This window comes from Candidatus Limnocylindrus sp., assembly GCF_040397235.1.
Classification (GTDB): domain Bacteria; phylum Chloroflexota; class Limnocylindria; order Limnocylindrales; family Limnocylindraceae; genus Limnocylindrus.
On sequence record NZ_JBBAWH010000001.1, the window covers coordinates 267,193 to 286,647 of the forward strand.

Consider the following 19,455-nt stretch of genomic DNA (forward strand, 5'->3'; position numbering starts at 1 on the left):
AGTGGCAGTCTAGCGATCGGCGTACCATCCCCCTATGGATGAGCAGGAACGCGCACGACTACGGGCAGCCATAGAGGCCGCCGAAGGGGGCGCCCCCGATCCCGCCGCAGCAGACGCGCTCATGCGCCGCATGCTGACGGAGAGTCGCACCATTGCGGTCGTCGGCGCCTCCCCGCGCCCGGACCGCCCCTCGCACGGCGTCCTGCGCACACTCGCCGCAGCTGGCTGGCAGATCCTCCCGATCAACCCCATGCCCGAAGCGCTGCGCGACGGGGTGGCGGGCCTCCCCTGCTACCCAACACTCCGTGCCGCTGCCGCCTCACTTCCAGCTGGCGAGCGGATCGATCTCGTTGATGTCTTTCGGCGCTCCGAAGAGTGCGAGGAGGTTGCACGCGAGGCCGTCGCGATTGGCGCTCGCGGACTCTGGCTGCAGCTTGGGGTGATTAGCCCCGCTGCCGCATTGGTCGCCGCCGAAGCATCCATCCCTTTCGTACAGGATCGCTGTCCCGCCATTGAGATTCCGCGCCTGGGCATCTCTGGACCAAACCCCCAAGTCACAGCATGACCACCAACTGGCTAGCACGCCTCCCTGCAGAGACGGCAGACCGGTTGTCGGCGATCTGGATCCCCGTCGGGCTGCCTGGCTTCTCTGGTGCCGAGAAGGCGCGCTGGAACGCGCTCCTTAGCGAACGCTTCGGCGCCGATGGCTGGCGGATCTCCCACGTCGTGCGCGGAAAGATCGTGCCACGAGCTGTAGCAATCCTTGAATACGAAGAGGCATACCGGCGCTACCTGCGCGACCGTCCTGAGTTGGTGAGCTTCTTGGTAGAGGCCTGCGCAAACGTGTACGACGACAACCCGACCAACGTCTACGACAACGACTACGAGCAGCCGCACACGGCGATGAACCACTACCAAGACATCTCCGTACGCCGCGTCATTGCCGAGCTCGTCGACGATCCAGCCTGGCCAACGGTCACGGCAACACCAGATGAGACCGTAGAACTTCTCGATTTTGGCACCGGTGAGCGCGTCACCACACCGCGCGCGAGCGGCTTCAGGGGCGATGGGCTGCTACAGATTCGCGATCCCCTCTCCCCTGGATACCTGCTCAGCCCAGCGGTCGTGCCGGCGCATGATCCGGCGCTGATCACCACGAACCCAGGGCGACGTGAGTGGTATCACGAAGAGGGGTGTGGCCATCTCTCCATCGAAACGTTCTGGCAGTCAAGCAAAGTTGTGGAGGTGCGTCTGGATCGGTTCCTCGCGTCGGGTGATGCCCGATCCATGCCGCTTGCGGGGCTGTGAGTAGCGTCTTCTTCGGCACCGTGAGCCGCGATCGATATCTGGAGAGCGGCCGCACCCTACCTGGCGGCGGTGTCTTAAACATGGCGTACCACTGGGCCGCTGCCGGCAAAGAGTTCCTCCTCCAGACGCGGATCGGCTCGAGCGACCAGGATCTATTCGTGGAGTTCCTTCAGCGCAATCGGATTCCACATCTCCCTGCATCGCTCGTCGTGCCCGGAGAGAGCTCCTCTATCGATGTCCGTATCGGAGCAGACCGCCAACCGCAGATGGACAACTACGTCGATGGCGTGTGGAAGGTGGTGCACTGCACTGCAGAAGAGCTCGCCGCACTTGCTACCGCAACGCATTGGCATACCGTCCTCGTGGAAGGAGCGATCGCAGAGCTGGAGCGACTCTCGGCATCTGGACACCTTGAGCATGTGATGGTCAGTGCAGATTTCCTTGGGTTTCGCCATTACACGCCAGAGCGGCTCCGCGACACGCTCGCGCACATTGATCTCGCCTTCATCGGCTGGCCCGGCGCGCGAGATGATGCGTCACTCGCGGAGGTTCGTCGCTTCGTTCTCGACGCTCAGAAGGTGGCCGTCGTAACCCTTGGGGCGCAGGGGGTTCTGGTCGTTGACGGTGGGAGCCAATCGGAGACGTTCTACCCAACCGTGGCGGTCCCCGTGGCGGGGAGCACCATTGGGTGTGGGGATGCCTTTATCGCAGCGTTCTTGATGGCGCACCAGGCTGGCGCCTCCTTGAGTGATTCCGTCGCTGCCGGGCAATCGGCGGGAGCTACCGCGACGGCGTGGAGTCTCCCCCTCCCTGACGCAGCGTACGCAGACTAGGTCAGCAGGGCGAGCAAGATTCCTGCGGCCGCTGCAAGGCCAACGCCCGCCAAGCGGCGCAATCGATTGGCGATGAGCTCACCCTCGAGACGATCGACAAGGTCGGGGCCACTCCCCGGGGTGCCGCGCCACGCCTCATAGCGAGTCGCTGCACCGACGCGGCTTGCCCACTCCGTTCGCGCTCGAAGGAGCGGTGGGAGCCGGAGTGCAAGGTAGACGAACCCGGCGATGCCGAGACCGCCAACGAAGAGTCGAACCAGGTCGAGCACTTAGGCGTCGAGCAGAGTCTTGAAGACGGCGCCAAGTTGGGCAGCGTCGCCACGCCCCTTGCTCGCCTTCATCGCCTGGCCAACCAAGAAGCCGATCGCCTGCTGCTTCCCCGCCTTCCAGTCGGCGAGCGCCTGTGGGTTCGCAGCGAGCACCTCGCTAGCAAGTTTCTTCAGGGCGCCGTCGTCACTAATCTGCCCAAGCCCGCGCTCAGCGATCGCCGCGCGCACATCGAAGCTGCCGCCCAAGAGCTCGGCGAAGAGTTCTTTCCCTATGGTGCCATTGATCTCCTTGCGAAAGACCGCGCCAATCAGCGCGGCGAATTGCACCGGATCCGGCTCCGCAGCCCCCTCATTTGCCGCTCGGAGATACTCGCCTGTCACCCAGTTGGCGAGCGTCTTCGCATCAATCGTTGCATCTGCAGCGCGTGACGCCTCAAAGAGCGCCGCAGCACGAGGCTCACCGACCAAGACAGCGGCATCGTATTCGGAGAGCCCGAGCTGTTCCACATAGCGTGCTCGGCGCGCCGAAGGGACCTCGGGGATGCTCGCAACGATGCCCGCCAACCAGGCTGGATCAATGGCGAGTGGCGGCAGGTCAGGCTCTGGGAAGTAGCGGTAGTCGTGCGAGTTCTCTTTTGCGCGCATCGTGTAGGTGCTCTCGCTCGACTCATCCCAGCCGCGTGTCTCTTGCGTGATCGTTCCACCCGATTCAAGGACTTCGGTCTGCCGTGCAATCTCAAAGGCGATCGCCTTCTCCACCGAGCGGAAGGAGTTCATGTTCTTTACTTCGGTGCGCGTACCAAACGGTGCATCCTCGCTTGGACGGATCGAGACATTTGCCTCGACGCGCATCTGCCCGTTCTCCATCTCGGCGTCGGCTGCACCGATCGTGCGCAGCAGGAGTCGGAGCTCTTCGGCGTAGCGGCGGGCCGTCTCAGCGTCGCGAATGTCGGGTTCGGTCACGATCTCAAGGAGCGCGACGCCCGAACGGTTGTAGTCGATCAGGCTGGAGCGCTTCCCGTCACCCCCCTTCTCGTGGCGAAGGCGAGCCGTATCCTCCTCGAGGTGGGCGCGGCGAATGCGCACGCGACTGGTTCCGGCGCTGGTTGTTACCTCAATGGTTCCATGCTCGGCGAGTGGGAAGTCGAGCTGGCTGATCTGATACCCCTTCGGTAGGTCTGGGTAGAAGTAGTTCTTGCGATCCCAAATCGTGGTGGCCGGCGCGGCGGCACCGATCGCAGCACCAACGGCGAGGACTTTCTCAATCGCGGCTCGGTTCGGCACTGGGAGTGCGCCAGGGAGGCCGAGGCAGGTTGGGCAGGTCTTGCTGTTCGGGAGGTCACCCTCGGCCGCAATGGCGCAGGGGCAGAACATCTTTGTGACGGTGCGTAGCTGTACGTGCACCTCAATGCCGATCACCGCATGCCAGGTCATGCCGCCACCTCGCGCGCCTTGGCAACGAATCGGCCGATGCGCACCAACGCCTCGCGGAGGTTCTCTTCCGAGGTGGCGTAGCAGATACGCACATGCCCGACGCCGCTCGTACCGAACGAGGATCCCGGAATCACCGCGACACGCTCTTCGGTGAGGAGGCCCTCAGCGAACTGCTCGTCGGTGAGACCGGTTGAGCGAATGTCGGGGAAGGCGTAGAAGGCGCCCTGTGGCGCACCGGTTGGTAGTTTGAGTGCGGCGAGGCCATCCAGCACAATGGTGCGACGTCGCGCGTAGGCGGCGCGCATCTCCTCGAGCGCCGGCTCGCCGTTCGTGAGCGCTTCAAGGGCTGCATCTTGCGCGATCGTTGGGGCGCTCATGATCGTGTACTGGTGAATCTTGACCAGGCCCGCAACGATCTCCTTCGGGGCGCAGAGGAAGCCGACGCGCCACCCCGTCATGGCGTACGACTTCGAGAAGCCGCCGATCAGGATGGTGCGCTCACGCATCCCCGGATAGGCCGACATTGCGCGGTGCGCCGGTCCCTCATAGACGAGTCGGTCATAGATCTCGTCGCTAATCACCACCAGGTCCCGTGCCACGGAGATCTTGGCGAGCGCCTCGCGGGTCGGCTCGTCGAGGGTTGCCCCCGTTGGATTCGCCGGATAGCCGAGGAAGAGCGCCTTGGCGCCGGTCGCCGCGGCATCAACGGCCTCAGCATGGAGGCGCCAGTTGTCGCTGCCGCTCGTCGCCACCGGTACGGCGGTTCCACCCGCAAAGACGATCGCTGGGAGGTAGGCGACATACGACGGCTCTGGCAGCACGATGCGATCGCCCGTACCGACGATGCCGCGTACGGCGAGGTCAACCGCCTCAGAGGCACCGACCGTGATGATGATTTCGCTCTCTGGATCGTAGGTGACCCCCGAGCGCTCCTGAATCTTCGCGGCAATGGCGCGGCGAAGCTCAATGGTTCCGTAGTTTGAGGTGTAGTGGGTGCGACCAGCACGTAGGCTCGTCACCGCCGCCTCAACGATGTGTGCAGGAGTGTCGAAGTCGGGCTCCCCCACGCCGAGGCTGATCACGTCGCTCATCGTTGCGGCGATGTCGAAGAAGCGTCGGATGCCAGAGGGCGGCACCGCGTGGACGCGGTCAGCGAGTGCGCGCTTTGCGAAGTCGCTCACGCCGCACCTCCACCGAGCTTGGTCAGATCATGCGGCGCCACCGTGCGCCATGCTGCGGTTGCCGTGAGCGCCTCGTAGCCCGCGGAGATACTGAGCAGTTCGGCTTCAGACCATGGCTTGCCGATCAGCTGCAGACCCACAGGGAGGTTCTCAGAGAGGCCGCACGGAATGCTCACCCCTGGGAGGCCCGCCATGTTTGCCGGAAGCGTGCAGGCATCGGCGAGATACATGGAGACCGGATCGCTCATCTTTGCGCCGAACTTCCAGGCCACTTGTGGACTCGTAGGTGCAACGATGGCGTCGAAGCCCGCCGCCCAGATGCGATCAAAGTCGCGCGCGATCAGGGTGCGGACCTTCTGTGCCTTCACGTAATAGGCGTCGTAGTAGCCCGCGGAGAGTGCGTAGGTGCCGAGCATGATGCGTCGGCGCACCTCAGGGCCGAAGCCGCGACCGCGCGTCTCTAGGTAGCCGTTCAAGAGGTCACCGCCGCCGTGCTTTGATGCGCCGTAGCGAACTCCGTCGTAGCGAGCGAGGTTGGCCGACGCCTCTGCTGGCGCAACGATGTAGTAGGTCGCGAGCGCATGCTCAGTGGTTGGGAGGCTCACCTCTTCCACGATCCCGCCCGCAGCTTCAAGCGTCGCAACCGCATCACGAACGGCACGCTCAACTCCAGCCTCCATGCCGGCGACAAAGTACTCCTTCGGCAGGGCGAATCGCTTGCCGCGAATGGCAGATGCGGCGGCATCACCGCTCGGGAGGTTGAGCAGCACCGCATCGAGAGGACTGCGTGAACTTGTGGCGTCGTGCGCATCGGCGCCAGCAATCGTGTGCAGCAGCAGTGCTGCATCCTGCGCCGTGCGCGCAAATGGCCCAACCTGATCGAGCGATGATGCAAACGCGACGATGCCGTAGCGCGAGACGCGGCCGTAGGTCGGCTTCATGCCGACGATGCCGGTGAGGCTCGCAGGCTGACGAATGGAGCCACCCGTATCGGTGCCGATGGAGAGCGGGGCGTGGAACGCCGCAACAGCGGCGGAGGATCCGCCCGACGAACCACCAGGGACGCGGTCGACCGCCCACGGGTTCACCGTCTTCTTGTATGCGGAGAACTCTGTCGATGAGCCCATGGCGAATTCGTCCATGTTGGTCTTCCCAAGAATCACCGCACCGGCCTCTCTCAAACGCGCAGCAATGGTGGCGTCGTATGGGCTGATGTATCCCTCGAGGATTCGTGAGCCCGCAGTTGTGGGGGTTCCGGTGAGGTTGACGAGGTCCTTCAGCGCAACGGGGACGCCGAGGAGTGGCGGGAGCGCGTTGAGCGCCGCGGCACCAGCGGCACGTGCGGTCGCGTAGCGCGCATCGGCGCGGTCGGCCTCAGCACGCGCCTCCTCGTGTCGAAGGTGCAGCCATGCGCCAAGGACACCATCTTCTCGATCAATAGCGGCAAAGAGCTCATCGGTGACGGCGCATGAGGTTGCGGCGCCCGATTGGAATGCGGCGCGCAGCTCGGTCGCGGTTGCGCGGCGTAGGCTCTCCCCGCTCATCCGTCGGCCTCCTCGGAGAGGATCGCCTGCACGCGCACAAAGTCACCGCTCCGTGCCGGTGCGTTCTTCAGGGCATCGTCAACGGGGAGGGATGGCTCAGCGATGTCGTCACGCAGGGGCATCGCCTGAACGATCGTCTGTGCACTCGGCGGGACGCTCGAGGTATCGACATCGGCGAGGTGGGCCCACTGCTCCAGGATGAGGTTGAGGTCGCCCTGGAGCTTCCCCAACTCGTCGCTGGTGAGGCCGAGGCGTGCCAGCGCAGCGACGCGTTCTACCTCGGCACGGGTCAGTTCACTCATGCGGGAATCCTACCCGCCCGACGGCTCAACCCCCAGGAGCGCGATGAGGCCCGCCTCATCAACGATCTGAATGCCGAGCTTCTCGGCGGCGGCACGCTTGGAGCCAGCCTTCTCTCCCGCCACGAGCAGTGATGTCTTTGCGGTCACCACATCGGCGACCGTACCCCCCGCCGCTGCGATGCGATCCTGCGCCTCGCGTCGGCTCCAGCCCGTTGCCGCGAGCGTTCCCGTGAACACAATGACCCGCCCAGCAAGCGGGCCACCCGTCACGACCGGCGCGACCGCGGCGGGAACGATCACGAGCCCCGCGTCGAGGAGGTCTTCGAGCGATTCGCCCGCCAGCCCTGTGGCGAACGCGGCGAGGATGCTCTCCGCCACCACCGCGCCAACCCCTGAGATGGCGGTGAGCTCCTCTGCTGTGAGGGAGCGCAGCGTGGCAAGCACGGTACGGCCCCACGCTGCTCCACTGGCCGCAGAGACACGACGCTGCAGCTCTGCTGCGAGATCCTTCGCCGTCGCCTCACCGACATGGCGAATGCCGAGCGCAACGAGAACGCGCCATAGCTCGCGGCTTCGTCGCGCCTCAATCATGCCGAGCACGTTGCTGATGCGATTCGGTCCTTCGCGACGAGACCCGTCACTCAGGCTCCCCATGCGGTCCAGCCCATCGAGTTGTTCGGCGGTCAGGCGGTACAGATCGCCGAGGCGGCGAACCACGCCACGCTCCACCAACTGTGCGAGCAACTTTTTGCCGACGCCCTCGAGGTCGAGCGCCCCACGGCCAACCGCATAGCGCAGCGTCTCAAAGTTCTGCGCCGGACAGGCGCGATTCGGGCAGCGATGGCGCACCTCATCGCGTACAACTTCAGCACTGCATGACGGACAGCGCGTCGGCATGGTGAACTCAGGGAGGGGTGAGGTGCGGCGCTCGGCAAGCCCACGCACCACCTCAGGGATCACATCCCCCGCCTTCTGCAGCACGACGATATCTCCCACGCGAACATCCTTGCGACGAATCTCATCGATGTTGTGCAGCGTTGCGCGTCGCACCGTTGAGCCAGCCACCAAGACCGGCTCCATCTCTGCCACCGGAGTGAGGTAGCCGGTACGGCCAACCTCCACGCTAATGCCGAGGAGTCGGGTCGTTACCTGCTCCGGGGGAAACTTGTAGGCGATCGCCCACTTCGGCGAACGGGCGATAGAGCCGAGCTGCTCCTGATCGGCGACCGCATCCACTTTCAGTACCGCGCCGTCGGTCTCGTACTCGAGGGCGCGACGCTTCTCAACCCACTCGGCAAGGAACGATGCTGCACTCGCCCCACTCAGACCGGCACGAGCATGCTGCTCAGTTGGAAGTCCGAGTTCGTGCAGCCGACGGAGCGCCGCACTCTGCGCGGCTGGGGCTGGCTCCTCAAAGAGCTGATAAGCGAAGAACGAGAGGTTGCGCTTGGCCGTGATCGCGGCATCTTTCTGCCGCAGTGAGCCAGCCGCCGAGTTGCGTGGATTCGCATAGAGGGGGAGATCGGTGGCGGCTCGCTCAGCATTGAGCGCAGCGAACGACGACTTCGGCATGTAGATCTCGCCACGCACCTCACAGGTAGCCGGCTTCTTCAGCGTTGCAGGAATGGCCCGAATCGTGCGCACATTCGCCGTCACATCTTCACCGGTGGTGCCGTCTCCGCGGGTTGCGGCGCGCACGAGCACGCCTCGCTCGTAGATGAGGCTGATCGCAAGGCCATCAATCTTCAGCTCAGCGACGAGTTCGGGCTCGCGCCCGCCGAGCCCCTTCGCCGCACTGGCGGCGAAGTCGGCGACCTCTTCGGGCGAGAATGCGTTCGAGAGGCTCAGCATTGGACGCTCGTGACGTACCTCGGTCAGCTTGACCGCTGGCTCCACTCGATCATCCGCACTCGGTCCGACACGCTGCGTTGGCGAGTCTGGCGTAACGAGCTCGGGATGTGCCTTCTCAAGGGCGTTGAGTTCAACGCGCAGCGCGTCGTATTCGACGTCTGCAAGCGTTGGCGCATCCTCAACGTAGTAGCGACGATCCGCCTCGTTAATGGCGGCAACGAGTTCGCGATAGCGTGCCGCTGGCGCGAGAGCCTTGGCGCTCATCCCTGAACCTCCAGATTGGCGATGCTCGCCGCAAGCGTCTTTACCCCCGACCCGGCGAAGGCGATCGTGACCTCCTCATCGTGGCGGGTGAGCTTCGATGTGACCACGATCCCTTCGCCGAATGAGGGGTGTAGGACGCGGTCGCCATCACGGAAGTAGCGCTCGCCTGGGATACGCGCCCGCGCTGGTGCGACGGTGCGTGGCCGGAGTGGTGGGGGTAGCGGCGCGCCAGCCGCCTGCGGAGGAGCACCGGCCGCGCCACGTCCCGTCGCCGCCCACGGGGGAATCCGTCCGACCGGCTGCATCAGCTCTGGTGCCTCGCCAATGAACTCGTCGTCGTCTGGCGCCTCGTCGATCCCTTCGTCATCTGGCACGCGGAGCGAACCGGAGCGTGCGCCAGCGCTGTAGGCGCGCCGCCTCGCCTCTAGGTCGCGCCCAGGGCGGAAGGCGCCGCTCGGGGCTCCCGGTGTGCCACTCCCCTCACGCCACGACTCGCCACCCGCGAATCCTGCCCGCGCCGAACGGAAGCCACGACCGAAGCGCGTCTCACCATCGGCGCGTGGGTCGTCATCATTCGCAACAACGAGCAGCTCCTCTGGGATCTCCGCGAGGAAGCGTGACGGCGCACCGTCGCCATCACCCCAGCCACGACGAAGTGCGTACGAGAGGCTGAGGCGACGCTTCGCCCGCGTGATACCGACGTAGCAGAGGCGACGCTCCTCCTCCATCTGCTCCTGGTCCATGAGGGCGCGGCTGTGCGGGAAGAGCCCTTCGGTCAACCCTGAGATGAAGACGGTCGGCCACTCCAGCCCTTTTGCGGCGTGCAGGGTAATCAGCGTCACGCGCTCCGCATCGCCATCGAAGGCATCCTGATCGGCGACCAGCGCCGTGTCCTCAACAAATCGGTCGAGTGCGTCGAGTGGGGCGAGCTCCATGAATCGCCCCGAGATGCCGCGGAGCTCGAGAAGGTTCGCCCAGCGCTCCTCTCCCTCCACACCCTCCGAGGCGAGATGTGCACGCAGGCCAGACTCCGAATAGACCCCGTCCAGCAGTTCCGGAAGCGTGACCGCCGCGATACGATCGCGTAGGCGGCTGATCACGTCGGCGATGCCGGCAAGGGAGTTTCGTGCGCGTGTGTTCACCCCTGACACCTCGCCTCGTCCAGCGGCGGCGATGACGTGTCCGTATGGAGTTCCGTCGGGCGCGCTCACGCTCGGTGAGGCAGCGGCGCGTAGTAGTTCAATCGTCTTATCGCCAATGCCACGAGGGGGCACGTTGAGAATGCGCTCGTACGAGATGCGGTCGGTGTCGCTGCGCAGGACGCGGAGCCAAGCCAGGGCATCCTTCACCTCGCGGCGCTGGTAGAAGCGTGTGCCGCCGATCAGCTGATACGGAATGCTCGAGCGCAGGAGTGCCTCTTCAATTGCGCGCGACTGTGCATTGGTGCGATACAGGATGGCGATGCCGTTCAGGCTAACGGGCTCTGGTGCATCCGCGCGACGACCGGTCACCACGGCGGAAGCCTCTTCAATGCGCCGAACGATCCAGGCCGCCTCATCTTCGGGATCAAACGCGCCATAGACGGTGATCTGATCACCACCCTCAAGATCGGTCCAGAGTTTCTTCTTCTTGCGACCCTCGTTGTTCGAGACGACGCCGTGTGCTGCATCGAGGATCGTTTGCGTTGAGCGATAGTTTTGCTCAAGTGGAACAACTTCAGCCGTTGGCCAGTCACGTTCAAAGTCGAGAATGTTGCGAATGTCAGCCCCGCGCCAGCTGTAGATGGATTGATCGTCGTCTCCCACCACACAGAGGTTCCCGTGTTTAGCCGCAAGCTCGCGGACCCAGGTGTATTGGATGCGGTTGGTGTCCTGGTATTCATCAACGTGCAGGTACTCCCACTTCGCTCGATAGCGATCGGCCACGGCGGGTGCCTCCTGCAGCAGGCGCAGCCCTTTGAGGAGCAGGTCATCAAAGTCGACAGCGTCGAGGCGCTTCAGCTCGGCAGCATAGCGACGCGCAAATCGGGCGACGAGGCGCTCGTGATGGGTGATCGCACGATCCTCCATCTGGTCAGCGTTGAGGCCGTCATTCTTGGCGCGGCTGATTGCGCCAAGGATCAGGCTCGGCTTCGTCTCGCCGGTGGCGGGGAGGTCATCCTCTTTGAGGAACCCCTTGATCACCCGCGCCTGATCGTCGGCGTCGTAGATCGTGAAGCCCTTCGGCAGCCCGATCGCCTCGCCGTCGCGACGCAACATGCGGGCGCAGAGGCTGTGGAAGGTGCCCATCGCCACATCGCGCGCCGCCTCACCGATCATCTCGTGGAGGCGATCGCGCATCTCGGCGGCGGCCTTATTCGTAAAGGTCACCGCAAGGATCTTCCACGGGGCGACGCCCTCGTGCTGGATCAGCCAGGCGATGCGGTGCGTGATCACCCGCGTCTTCCCTGAGCCGGCGCCTGCGAGCACCAGCAGTGGGCCCGCAGTTGTCGTTACCGCGCGTCGCTGCGCCTCGTTCAGCGGGGCAAGGATCCGCTCCTGAACGGCGCTGAGGGCGGCCCCCGTCAGCTGGGCGCGACGCGGGAGGAAACGCTCCGCCGGCGATGGTTCACCCGTGGGATCAAGGGGGAGGTTCACCCGAGTATTCTACCGCCCGCCACCCTCCGCCCACGAAAAACGAAGAGGACCCTCGGCCCCGCCGAGAGTCCTCTTCACTAGGTGCGAGGTAGGTACTAGAAGTCCATCTCGCCGCCGTGGGCGTGGCCACCTGGCGCTCCAGACTCCTTCTTCTCTGGGATGTCGCTGACGACCGCCTCGGTCGTGAGCACCATCGCGGCAACCGACGCGGCGTTCTGGAGGGCGGAGCGTGTCACCTTCGCGGCGTCAACGATCCCCTTCTCGAACATGTCGACCATCGTGTCGGTCGATGCGTCATAGCCGGTCCCCTTCTTCGCCTTCAGGATTGCCTCGATCACGACGTCGCCACGGGCGCCGGCGTTCTCTGCGATCTGACGGGCTGGAGCTTCGAGGGCGCGGCGGACGATGTCCACCCCGACCTGCTCGTCACCCTCAAGATTGATCTTGTCGAGCGCGCCTCGCGCCTGCAGGAGTGTGGTGCCACCACCGGCGACGATCCCCTCCTCCACGGCCGCGCGGGTCGTTGAGAGAGCATCCTCGATGCGGTGCTTCTTCTCCTTGAGCTCGACCTCGGTGGCAGCGCCAACCTTGATCACTGCAACGCCGCCCGAAAGCTTGGCGAGGCGCTCCTGGAGCTTCTCCTTGTCGTAGTCCGACGTGGTCTCCTCAACCTGCGCCTTGATCTGCGCCATGCGCGCCTTGATCTCAGCAGGCTTCCCCGCGCCATCAATGATGGTCGAGTTGTCCTTGGTTGCGACGACGCGTCGCGCTGTGCCGAGGTCCTCAGCTGTCACGCTGTCGAGCTTGCGGCCAACCTCTTCCGAGATTACCGTTCCGCCGGTCAGCACCGCGATGTCGCGGAGCATCTCCTTGCGGCGGTCGCCGAAGCCTGGCGCCTTCACCGCGAGCACCTGTACGGTGCCGCGGATCTTGTTCACCACGAGCGTGGCAAGTGCCTCACCGTCAACATCCTCAGCGATGATCAGGAGTGGTCGACCAGTGCCGACCGCCTTCTCGAGCGCTGGGAGTGCATCGGCGACTGCCGAAATCTTCTTGTCGGTGATCAGGATTGCTGGGTTGTCGAGCTGTGCCTCCATGCGATCTGAGTTCGTCACGAAGTAGGCTGAGATGTATCCGCGGTCGAACTGCATCCCCTCGGTGTACTCCTTGTCGAGTCCGAGCGACTGCCCCTCTTCTACGGTGATCACGCCATCCTTGCCGACCTTCTCCATAACCTCAGCGATCAACTCGCCAACGCTTGGATCAGCGGCAGAGATTGAGGCGACTGCGGCGATCTGCTCGCGAGTCTCAACCTTGCGGGACTGCGCCTTGATCTCGGCGACAACGGCGGCGACCGCCTTGTCGAGGCCGCGCTTGATGACCATCGGGTTTGCACCTGCAGCAACGTTGCGCAGGCCCTCGGTGACGAGCGCCTGGCCGAGCACGACGGCGGTGGTGGTGCCGTCACCAGCCACATCGTCGGTCTTCGTCGCGACTTCCTTCAGGAGCTGCGCGCCCATGTTCTCGAAGTGATCTTCCAACTCAATGTCACGTGCAATCGTGACGCCGTCGTTGGTGATGGTTGGGGCGCCGAACTTCTTGTCGAGCACCACGTTGCGGCCCTTCGGGCCGATCGTCACCTTTACCGTGTCGGCGAGCTTGTCGATGCCGCGCTTGAGCGCTCGTCGTGCCGCCTCATCAAATACCACCTGCTTTGCCATTGGGTCTCTCCTTCTCTATCTACGTTGGGTTACTTGGGCCTTCGTGGAATTAGTCGATGACGGCCAAGATGTCCTTGGCGCCAACGATGAGGAACTCATCGCCATCGATCTTGAATTCGGTGCCGGCATACTTTGCGTGCAGGACGCGGTCGCCCACCTTCACGTCAATCGGCTCGCGCTTCCCGTCATCAAGGATGCGGCCTGGTCCAACGGCGACGACTTCGCCCTCCTGTGGCTTCTCCTGCACCGTGTCGGGCAGGATGATGCCGCTGGCAGTCTTCTCATCGCGGGGGACTGGCTTCACGACGACGCGGTCGCCGAGGGGTCGGAGTGCTGCCTTCTTGGCCATCGGTAGAACCTCCTTGTGGGCGGGTGTACCGCCCCTGAACACTTGTGCCTACGCGGGCGAGGCACGTGCGGAGATGTTAGCACTCGAGGGCTTAGAGTGCCAACTCCAAGCGTGGAGGAGCGCCGCTCCCGCGTGGAAAGATGCGGTCAAAGTTCTCCGCAATGGCGCGAGCGAGCGGCTCAATCGGCTCGCCGCGACGCTCCGCGATCCACGCCAGGGTCAGGGCGACATTGGCCGGCTCATTGCGGTGCGGATCTGGCGCCCCCGGCATCGTCAGCCACGGTGCGTCCGTTTCGGTCAACAGGCGATCGGGTGGAATCAACGCGACCCACTCCCCGGTCGCCGACTCCTCAGGCCGGAAGGCGAGTCCAGAGATGGAGACGGCCCCGCCGAGCGCGAGTGCCTCCTCGACGTAGGCGGCACTCCCCGAGGCACTGTGCAAGATGAAGGGGACCCGCCCACCGAACGCCTTGGCACCGCCAGGCGCGCCGATCGCCGAGCGCTTGAGCGTTGCCAGGAGCTCTCGCTGTGCCTCATCACCATAATTAAGCGAGCGGCAGTGCAGGATCAGCGGCTTGCCGAGTGCCGCTGCAACATCGATGTGCGCCTCGAGGTTTTCGATCTGAGCTGCGAGCGGCGCGAAATCGCGCTTGGTGTCGATCCCCGTCTCGCCAATGGCCACCACACGCGAGTCGACCGCGCGCGCGAGCAGCGCATCGCGCCCTGGAGCATCGGTTACGGCCGTATAGGGGTGGATGCCAATCGCGAGGTCGGCCCACGGCAGATCTGGAGCGATCCGAAAGGCCCCCTCAGAGCTCTCGATGCCGTACGACGGAATGAGGAGTCGGACCACTCCCGCGTCGCGTGCGCGCGCGGCTACCTGCTGGTAGTCATCGTTAAAGCGATCGGCCTGGAGGTGCCCGTGTGCGTCAGTCAGCAGCGGCATCGAGCGCATCAGCCTCTAGTCGTGGGAAGAGTGGCTCTGGTGCGCCGAGTGGCCCGGCTGCACCGAGTGCCCCCCATGCGCCGATCTCGTCGAGCGGCGGACCGTTGTGCCCGTTCGCGTCGTACGGCCAGTTTCGACCGAGCAGCGTCCAGATCTTCGCGGCGATGCAGGGCATCACCGGTGCGGCATAGAGGGAGATAAGGCGACACGACTCGAGAAGATCACCAAGCACGCAGCGGAGCTTCTCCTCCGCCGCAGCATCACCGAGTTTCGCTGCCTTCGCGAGCTCCCACGGCTTCTCGCTATCGACAAACTTGTTTGCCACGCCGACGAACCCCCAGAGGGCGCCAAGCCACTCATGCAGCGCGTTGCGCTCCAGCGCCGCGATCGCCTCGCGTCGCGTCTCCTCCCAAGCGGCACCGAGGGTTGATGCGGCTGCCGGGCGCGGGAGCGGCGCATCGGTGAAGGCGCGGCTCGCCAGCGTGGTTGCGCGGTTCACCAGGTTGCCGAAGTCATTGGCAAGTTCAGAGTTGTAGCGGCGAATGATGGAGTCCCAGCTCACGTCGCCGTCGCGATCAAACGGCACCTCGCGCAGCGCAACGAATCGTGCGCCATCAGCGCCGAGCGCGGCGACCGCATCATCTGGGTCAAGGAAGTTGCCACGGCTCTTGCTCATGCGCTCGCCGCTGGAGAGGAGCCACCCGTGCACCCAGATCTTCTTTGGTGCCTCAAGCCCTGCGCTCCACAGCATCGCTGGCCAGAAGACGGAGTGGAATCGATTGATGTCCTTGCCGATGATGTGCAGATCGGCGGGCCACCATGGCGCGCCAGCAGCCTCCGCCGGGAAGCCCGCGCCAGTGAGGTAGTTGATCAGGGCGTCGTACCAGACGTAGATGGTCCCGGCCTTCGGGTCACCCTCCCCCGTTGCGGTCAGCGCGCTGCTCCCATCTTCATGAATGGGGAATGGAATCCCCCACGTTGCCCCTTCGCGGCTGATCGAGAAATCTTCCAACCCCTGGCGGACAAATCCGAGCATCTCGTTCCGTCGATATTCGGGCTGCACGGGCGATGGATCCTGCGTCAACCAGGCCTCAAGACGCTTTTGGTAGGCGCTGAGTCGGAAGAACCAGTTGCGCTCAGTCAGCCACTGCAGCGGGATGCCAAGATGGTTGGGGCAGACGGTCTTGTCGCCCTCCTTGACCACGTCATCAGCGTTGCGGAACCCCTCGTTGGGGCAGTACCAGCCTTCATAGCTACCGACGTAGATGTCTCCAGCTGCAAACGAGCGCCGAACCATCTCCTGCGCGGCAAGGGTGTGGTCCGCGTCGGTGGTGCGAATGAATCGATCGGGGCTAATCAGCAGCTTCGCCTCGCTCACTTGGAAGAGGGCGACCTTGGCGTCAACGAAGGCCTTCGGTGTCACCCCCTCCTCTGCAGCGCGGGCGGCGATGTTGACCGAGTACTCGTCCGTACCGGTCAGGAAGCGCACCTCGTCGCCGCGCATACGGCGCCAACGGGCGATGGCATCGGCGCCGATCACCTCATAGAGCGTGTGCAGGCCAGGCTTGTTGTTGGCATACGCGATGGCTGTCGTTAGGTAGTACCGCATCGTGGGCGATTGTCGCAGAAGAGCGCGCCCCCAGCGCGATACGCCGGCAGTATCCGCACCGTGGGAGGGTGCCAGAGCAGGCGTACGGCTCCTGCGGGTCACGTGATCCGGGCCGCCGCCGCACAAGGAGGCGCAATGAACAAGGTCATGCTCGCTGGCAGGATTACCAAGCCCGTCGAATTGAGAACGCTCCCCTCAGGCTCCAAGGTCGCGGTGGGGAACTTCGCAACCCATGACTTCCGCGGCGGCGAGGAGCGCACGGAGTTCCATCGGCTCGTCTTCTGGGAGAAGCTCGCTGAGATTGCCGCCGCCCATCTGCAGGCGGGATCGCTCGTCAGCATCGATGGCCGCCTTAAGACCCACGAGTGGGAGAGCGAAGGGTCGCGCCGCTGGATGACCGAGGTGATCGTGAATCGCCTGGAGTTCCTCGGGCCAAAGCCGCAGTCCGGTGACCCGGTGGCACAAGGGTCAGAGCCGACTGATCTCGGTGAGGCCGAGTACGGCGAGGAGATCGCGCCAGTTCGCGCCTAGCTCTCGTCGTCGACGCTCTCTGGTGCCGTGTCGTCATGGGCGAGGTTCCAGAGGCGTCGACGTTCAAGCCCCCACAGGGTGGCGATACGTCGAATCGCCGCGCTGCGCGACTCACCCGCCGTCACAGCGCGCCCCACAAGTTCGAGTGCTGCCGCATATGGGCCCTCGGGATCATCGGTGTCAGGTAGATCTGCGGCCGCCTGCGCACCGACAACGATGACGAACTCACCGCGCGCATCAATCTCCCCCGCACTCACCGCCGCTGCGAGTTGGCCGAGGGTGCCGCGGCGAATCTCCTCGTGCAACTTCGTGAGCTCGCGACAGATTGCCCCCACGCGGTCGTCGCCGCACACGCGCGCCAGATCGACCAGTGTCGCGGCCACACGCGGCCCCGCCTCATAGATCACGGTACCGCGCTCATCAGAGGCGATGGCACCAAGCACCTTGGTTCGGTCGACGCCACTCCGCGGCAGGAAACCTTCAAATGACCAGCGTGGGCCAGTGACGCCCGCTGCGACAACCGCCGCGAGGAGTGCGGATGCGCCGGGGATAGGGATCACGCGGATCCCTGCAGCGACCGCAGCGGCGACGAGCGTTCCCCCTGGGTCACTGATCAGGGGCGTGCCAGCGTCGCTGATCAGCGCGATGGCGGTGCCAGACAGCAGCCGGGCAATGATCGGCGCAACTCGGTCGGCCTCATCAAAACCTGGAAGGGCCGTCACCTCTGTCTGCACGCCAAAGCTGGCCAAGAGCGGGCGAGAGACACGCGTGTCTTCGGCAACGATCAGTCCAACCTCGCGAAGCACAGCCGCTGCACGCGGCGTGAGATCGGCGAGATTACCGATCGGGGTAGAGACGATATGCAACGCCCCAGGCGTTGCGCCACCGCCGCGCAGGTCCTCAGTCAAGCTTCGGGCGCCGCCGAGGGTAGAGATAGTCGCTTCCACTGCTCCGCCCCCCCACCTTTGCGATTGGCGGCATCTGGCGCTTGAACTCCGATCGACGAATCATCTCACTCACCCGTGAGACAAATTCGCGATCAAAGCCCTCCGCAATCACGTCTTCAAGCGGAAGGCGACGATCAACGATGCGGTGGAGCACGCGATCAAGGGTTGGGTAATCAAATCCACCCTCACCCTCGTCGGTCTGACCCGGCCAAAGATCGGCGCTCGGCGCCTTCTCAATGATCTGCGTCGGCACGCCGAGGTGGCGCGATAGCTCGCGTACCTGCGTCTTGTATAGATCGCCGATTGGGTTGAATGCCGAGGCGGCATCGCCGAAGATCGTGGAGTAGCCGATCAGCATCTCGCTCTTGTTCCCCGTGCCGACCACTACCCCACGGTGCTGGGCTGAGCGGTCATAGAGCGTGGCCATTCGCAATCGTGCCGCCATATTCCCCCGACGCACTGGGGTTACGCTCTCGCCCGCGGGCAGGTTCGCGATGAGTGCCGCCAACGGCGCCTCAATTGAGATGAGTTCACTCTGACAGCCGAGGTCGCTCACGATCGCCTCGGCATCAGCCCTCGAATTGGGCGATGACGCTGCGGTTGGCATCAGCACAGCCACCAGACGATCTGCGCCGATGGCTGCGGCGGTCAGGTAGGCAACCAGCGCGGAGTCAATGCCGCCGGAGAGGCCGAGGAGAACTCGCTCGGCGCCGGTGCTCGCCACGTGCGAGGTGATGAAGGAGCGGCACATGGCCGCGACCATCTCGGGGTCAATCGCGAGTTCGTCGTGAGGTGCACTACCGCTCTCGCCTCTCATTAGGTTGCCTATGCCTCCTCGAGGCCGGCGCGGGTGGCGATGATGCGGTCGTATTCGCGGCGCGTCAGCTCCAGACGCTCATCACGCAGGAGTGGAAGTGCGGTGCGGGCGCGTGCCACCTCGTCAAGATCGATCTCGGCAAGGAGAAGCGCCTCTTCGAAGAGGGGCGCCTCTGCGAGCACGACACCGTCGGGTCCGATCACGCGCGAGCCGCCCCAGAAGATCAGTGACTCATCGACGCCGACCCGATTCGTGAAGGCAACATAGGAGGTCGTGAGCGCCGCGGTGGCACGAAGCAGGGTGCCCCAGGATGCTGCGGAGCCAAGCCCCTGATCGGCATCCACGCTTGCGCCGCGCGCTGGCCCCGCCGCCACGTTGATGAGGAGCTCGGCCCCATCCTGCGCAAGGATCGATGGCAGCGTTGGATGCCAGAAGTCCTCGCACACACCGATGCCGATTCCGACATCGCCCTGAACCGCTGATCCACCAAGGGCCGCTCGGGTCGCGCGAATCGCATCGCCCGCCGCGAGGAAGCGTCGCTCATCAAAGAGTCCGTACGTTGGTAGATAGCACTTGCGCGCCACATGTCGCACCTCGCCACCCTCTAGTAGGGCGGCGGCGGCAAAGAGTCGATGGTCATCGGTTGACTCAACAAATGAGACAACCGCAGAGGGGCCGCCGCTCGTGAGCTTTGCCAGCGCTTGGAGGCGTGGATCGCTGCGTCGCATCGCAACCTCTGGCGCGAGGTCTTGCAGTTGATACCCGGTGAGGCCGAGCTCGGGAAAGATCACAAGATCGGCGCCCGCGGCACGAGCCTCAGCGATCTTCGCTTGATGCAGGGCGAAGTTCTGCGCGAGGTCACCAAGTGCCGGGGCGATTTGCGCGAGGGCGAGCACTCTGCGTCGCATCAGCC

18 protein-coding genes are annotated in these 19,455 nt (G+C 64.6%); 4 read left to right on the forward strand and 14 right to left on the reverse strand.

Translation table 11 applies throughout. The features are described 5' to 3' along the window. Window positions 1–34: 34 nt before the first annotated feature. From AC3LB0_RS01370 to AC3LB0_RS01380, 3 genes are read left to right on the forward strand one after another with little or no spacing between them, the layout of a single operon-like run. On the forward strand, window positions 35–565 hold the full coding sequence (locus AC3LB0_RS01370) for a CoA-binding protein (RefSeq protein ID WP_488649375.1): 531 nt from the start codon (window positions 35–37) through the stop codon (window positions 563–565). Continuing rightward, complete coding sequence (locus AC3LB0_RS01375) at window positions 562–1,308, forward strand: hypothetical protein (RefSeq protein WP_488649376.1); 747 nt, start codon at window positions 562–564, stop codon at window positions 1,306–1,308. Before AC3LB0_RS01370 ends, AC3LB0_RS01375 begins: the two co-directional genes overlap by 4 nt. Next, window positions 1,305–2,141 carry a PfkB family carbohydrate kinase gene (locus AC3LB0_RS01380; protein WP_488649377.1) on the forward strand — a complete coding sequence of 279 codons (837 nt, stop codon included), beginning with the start codon at window positions 1,305–1,307 and terminating at the stop codon, window positions 2,139–2,141. The genes AC3LB0_RS01375 and AC3LB0_RS01380 overlap by 4 nt, the downstream gene beginning before the upstream one ends. On the opposite strand, the gene AC3LB0_RS01385 is transcribed toward AC3LB0_RS01380, so the two are convergent. The 11 genes from AC3LB0_RS01385 to metG form a co-directional block, all read right to left on the reverse strand. Continuing rightward, a complete protein-coding gene (locus tag AC3LB0_RS01385; protein ID WP_488649378.1) occupies window positions 2,138–2,410 on the reverse strand; it encodes a hypothetical protein in 273 nt (90 codons plus the stop codon). The two genes, AC3LB0_RS01380 and AC3LB0_RS01385, sit on opposite strands and share 4 nt — an antisense overlap. Further along, entirely contained in the window at window positions 2,411–3,844 is a 1,434-nt protein-coding gene (gene gatB / locus AC3LB0_RS01390; RefSeq protein WP_488649379.1) for an Asp-tRNA(Asn)/Glu-tRNA(Gln) amidotransferase subunit GatB, read from the reverse strand. Further along, a complete protein-coding gene (locus tag AC3LB0_RS01395) occupies window positions 3,841–5,025 on the reverse strand; it encodes a pyridoxal phosphate-dependent aminotransferase (RefSeq protein ID WP_488649380.1) in 1,185 nt (394 codons plus the stop codon). The genes gatB and AC3LB0_RS01395 overlap by 4 nt, the downstream gene beginning before the upstream one ends. Continuing rightward, complete coding sequence (gene gatA / locus AC3LB0_RS01400; RefSeq protein WP_488649381.1) at window positions 5,022–6,569, reverse strand: Asp-tRNA(Asn)/Glu-tRNA(Gln) amidotransferase subunit GatA; 1,548 nt, start codon at window positions 6,567–6,569, stop codon at window positions 5,022–5,024. The genes AC3LB0_RS01395 and gatA overlap by 4 nt, the downstream gene beginning before the upstream one ends. Beyond that, complete coding sequence (gatC, locus tag AC3LB0_RS01405; protein WP_488649382.1) at window positions 6,566–6,871, reverse strand: Asp-tRNA(Asn)/Glu-tRNA(Gln) amidotransferase subunit GatC; 306 nt, start codon at window positions 6,869–6,871, stop codon at window positions 6,566–6,568. Before gatC ends, gatA begins: the two co-directional genes overlap by 4 nt. 9 nt (window positions 6,872–6,880) lie before the next feature. Then, entirely contained in the window at window positions 6,881–8,986 is a 2,106-nt protein-coding gene (ligA, locus tag AC3LB0_RS01410; RefSeq protein ID WP_488649383.1) for an NAD-dependent DNA ligase LigA, read from the reverse strand. After that, on the reverse strand, window positions 8,983–11,622 hold the full coding sequence (locus AC3LB0_RS01415; protein WP_488649384.1) for an ATP-dependent helicase: 2,640 nt from the start codon (window positions 11,620–11,622) through the stop codon (window positions 8,983–8,985). Before AC3LB0_RS01415 ends, ligA begins: the two co-directional genes overlap by 4 nt. 95 nt (window positions 11,623–11,717) lie before the next feature. Further along, on the reverse strand, window positions 11,718–13,343 hold the full coding sequence (gene groL, locus AC3LB0_RS01420; RefSeq protein WP_488649385.1) for a chaperonin GroEL: 1,626 nt from the start codon (window positions 13,341–13,343) through the stop codon (window positions 11,718–11,720). A 49-nt stretch (window positions 13,344–13,392) separates the two neighbouring features. Next, window positions 13,393–13,692, reverse strand: a complete 300-nt coding sequence (gene groES, locus AC3LB0_RS01425; protein WP_488649386.1) for a co-chaperone GroES — start codon at window positions 13,690–13,692, stop codon at window positions 13,393–13,395. Window positions 13,693–13,783: 91 nt separating this feature from the next. Continuing rightward, window positions 13,784–14,638, reverse strand: a complete 855-nt coding sequence (locus AC3LB0_RS01430) for a TatD family hydrolase (protein WP_488649387.1) — start codon at window positions 14,636–14,638, stop codon at window positions 13,784–13,786. Next, on the reverse strand, window positions 14,622–16,247 hold the full coding sequence (metG, locus tag AC3LB0_RS01435) for a methionine--tRNA ligase (RefSeq protein WP_488649388.1): 1,626 nt from the start codon (window positions 16,245–16,247) through the stop codon (window positions 14,622–14,624). The genes AC3LB0_RS01430 and metG overlap by 17 nt, the downstream gene beginning before the upstream one ends. Window positions 16,248–16,382: 135 nt before the next feature. On the opposite strand from metG, the gene AC3LB0_RS01440 reads away from it, so the two are divergent. Continuing rightward, window positions 16,383–16,778 (forward strand): single-stranded DNA-binding protein, encoded by a 396-nt coding sequence (locus tag AC3LB0_RS01440; protein ID WP_488649389.1) that lies wholly within the window; start codon window positions 16,383–16,385, stop codon window positions 16,776–16,778. Here AC3LB0_RS01440 and rsmI read toward each other — a convergent pair. The 3 genes from rsmI to AC3LB0_RS01455 are packed head-to-tail and all read right to left on the reverse strand — an operon-like array spanning window position 16,775 to window position 19,450. Continuing rightward, on the reverse strand, window positions 16,775–17,686 hold the full coding sequence (gene rsmI, locus AC3LB0_RS01445; protein WP_488649390.1) for a 16S rRNA (cytidine(1402)-2'-O)-methyltransferase: 912 nt from the start codon (window positions 17,684–17,686) through the stop codon (window positions 16,775–16,777). The genes AC3LB0_RS01440 and rsmI overlap by 4 nt on opposite strands. Next, on the reverse strand, window positions 17,679–18,542 hold the full coding sequence (locus AC3LB0_RS01450) for an NAD+ synthase (RefSeq protein WP_488649391.1): 864 nt from the start codon (window positions 18,540–18,542) through the stop codon (window positions 17,679–17,681). Before AC3LB0_RS01450 ends, rsmI begins: the two co-directional genes overlap by 8 nt. A gap of 8 nt (window positions 18,543–18,550) precedes the next feature. Continuing rightward, window positions 18,551–19,450, reverse strand: coding sequence for a nitrilase-related carbon-nitrogen hydrolase (locus AC3LB0_RS01455; protein WP_488649392.1), 900 nt, complete (start codon window positions 19,448–19,450; stop codon window positions 18,551–18,553). Window positions 19,451–19,455: the final 5 nt, after the last annotated feature.

Excerpts from the sequence above, each read along its gene's own strand:
- AC3LB0_RS01370 (WP_488649375.1), top strand. The coding sequence starts at position 35 with ATGGATGAGCAGGAACGCGCACGACTACGGGCAGCCATAGAGGCCGCC.
- AC3LB0_RS01375 (WP_488649376.1), top strand. The coding sequence starts at position 562 with ATGACCACCAACTGGCTAGCACGCCTCCCTGCAGAGACGGCAGACCGG.
- gatB (WP_488649379.1), bottom strand. The coding sequence starts at position 3,844 with ATGACCTGGCATGCGGTGATCGGCATTGAGGTGCACGTACAGCTACGC.
- gatA (WP_488649381.1), bottom strand. The coding sequence starts at position 6,569 with ATGAGCGGGGAGAGCCTACGCCGCGCAACCGCGACCGAGCTGCGCGCC.
- gatC (WP_488649382.1), bottom strand. The coding sequence starts at position 6,871 with ATGAGTGAACTGACCCGTGCCGAGGTAGAACGCGTCGCTGCGCTGGCA.
- ligA (WP_488649383.1), bottom strand. The coding sequence starts at position 8,986 with ATGAGCGCCAAGGCTCTCGCGCCAGCGGCACGCTATCGCGAACTCGTT.
- groL (WP_488649385.1), bottom strand. The coding sequence starts at position 13,343 with ATGGCAAAGCAGGTGGTATTTGATGAGGCGGCACGACGAGCGCTCAAG.
- groES (WP_488649386.1), bottom strand. The coding sequence starts at position 13,692 with ATGGCCAAGAAGGCAGCACTCCGACCCCTCGGCGACCGCGTCGTCGTG.
- AC3LB0_RS01430 (WP_488649387.1), bottom strand. The coding sequence starts at position 14,638 with ATGCCGCTGCTGACTGACGCACACGGGCACCTCCAGGCCGATCGCTTT.
- metG (WP_488649388.1), bottom strand. The coding sequence starts at position 16,247 with ATGCGGTACTACCTAACGACAGCCATCGCGTATGCCAACAACAAGCCT.
- AC3LB0_RS01440 (WP_488649389.1), top strand. The coding sequence starts at position 16,383 with ATGAACAAGGTCATGCTCGCTGGCAGGATTACCAAGCCCGTCGAATTG.
- AC3LB0_RS01450 (WP_488649391.1), bottom strand. The coding sequence starts at position 18,542 with ATGAGAGGCGAGAGCGGTAGTGCACCTCACGACGAACTCGCGATTGAC.
- AC3LB0_RS01455 (WP_488649392.1), bottom strand. The coding sequence starts at position 19,450 with ATGCGACGCAGAGTGCTCGCCCTCGCGCAAATCGCCCCGGCACTTGGT.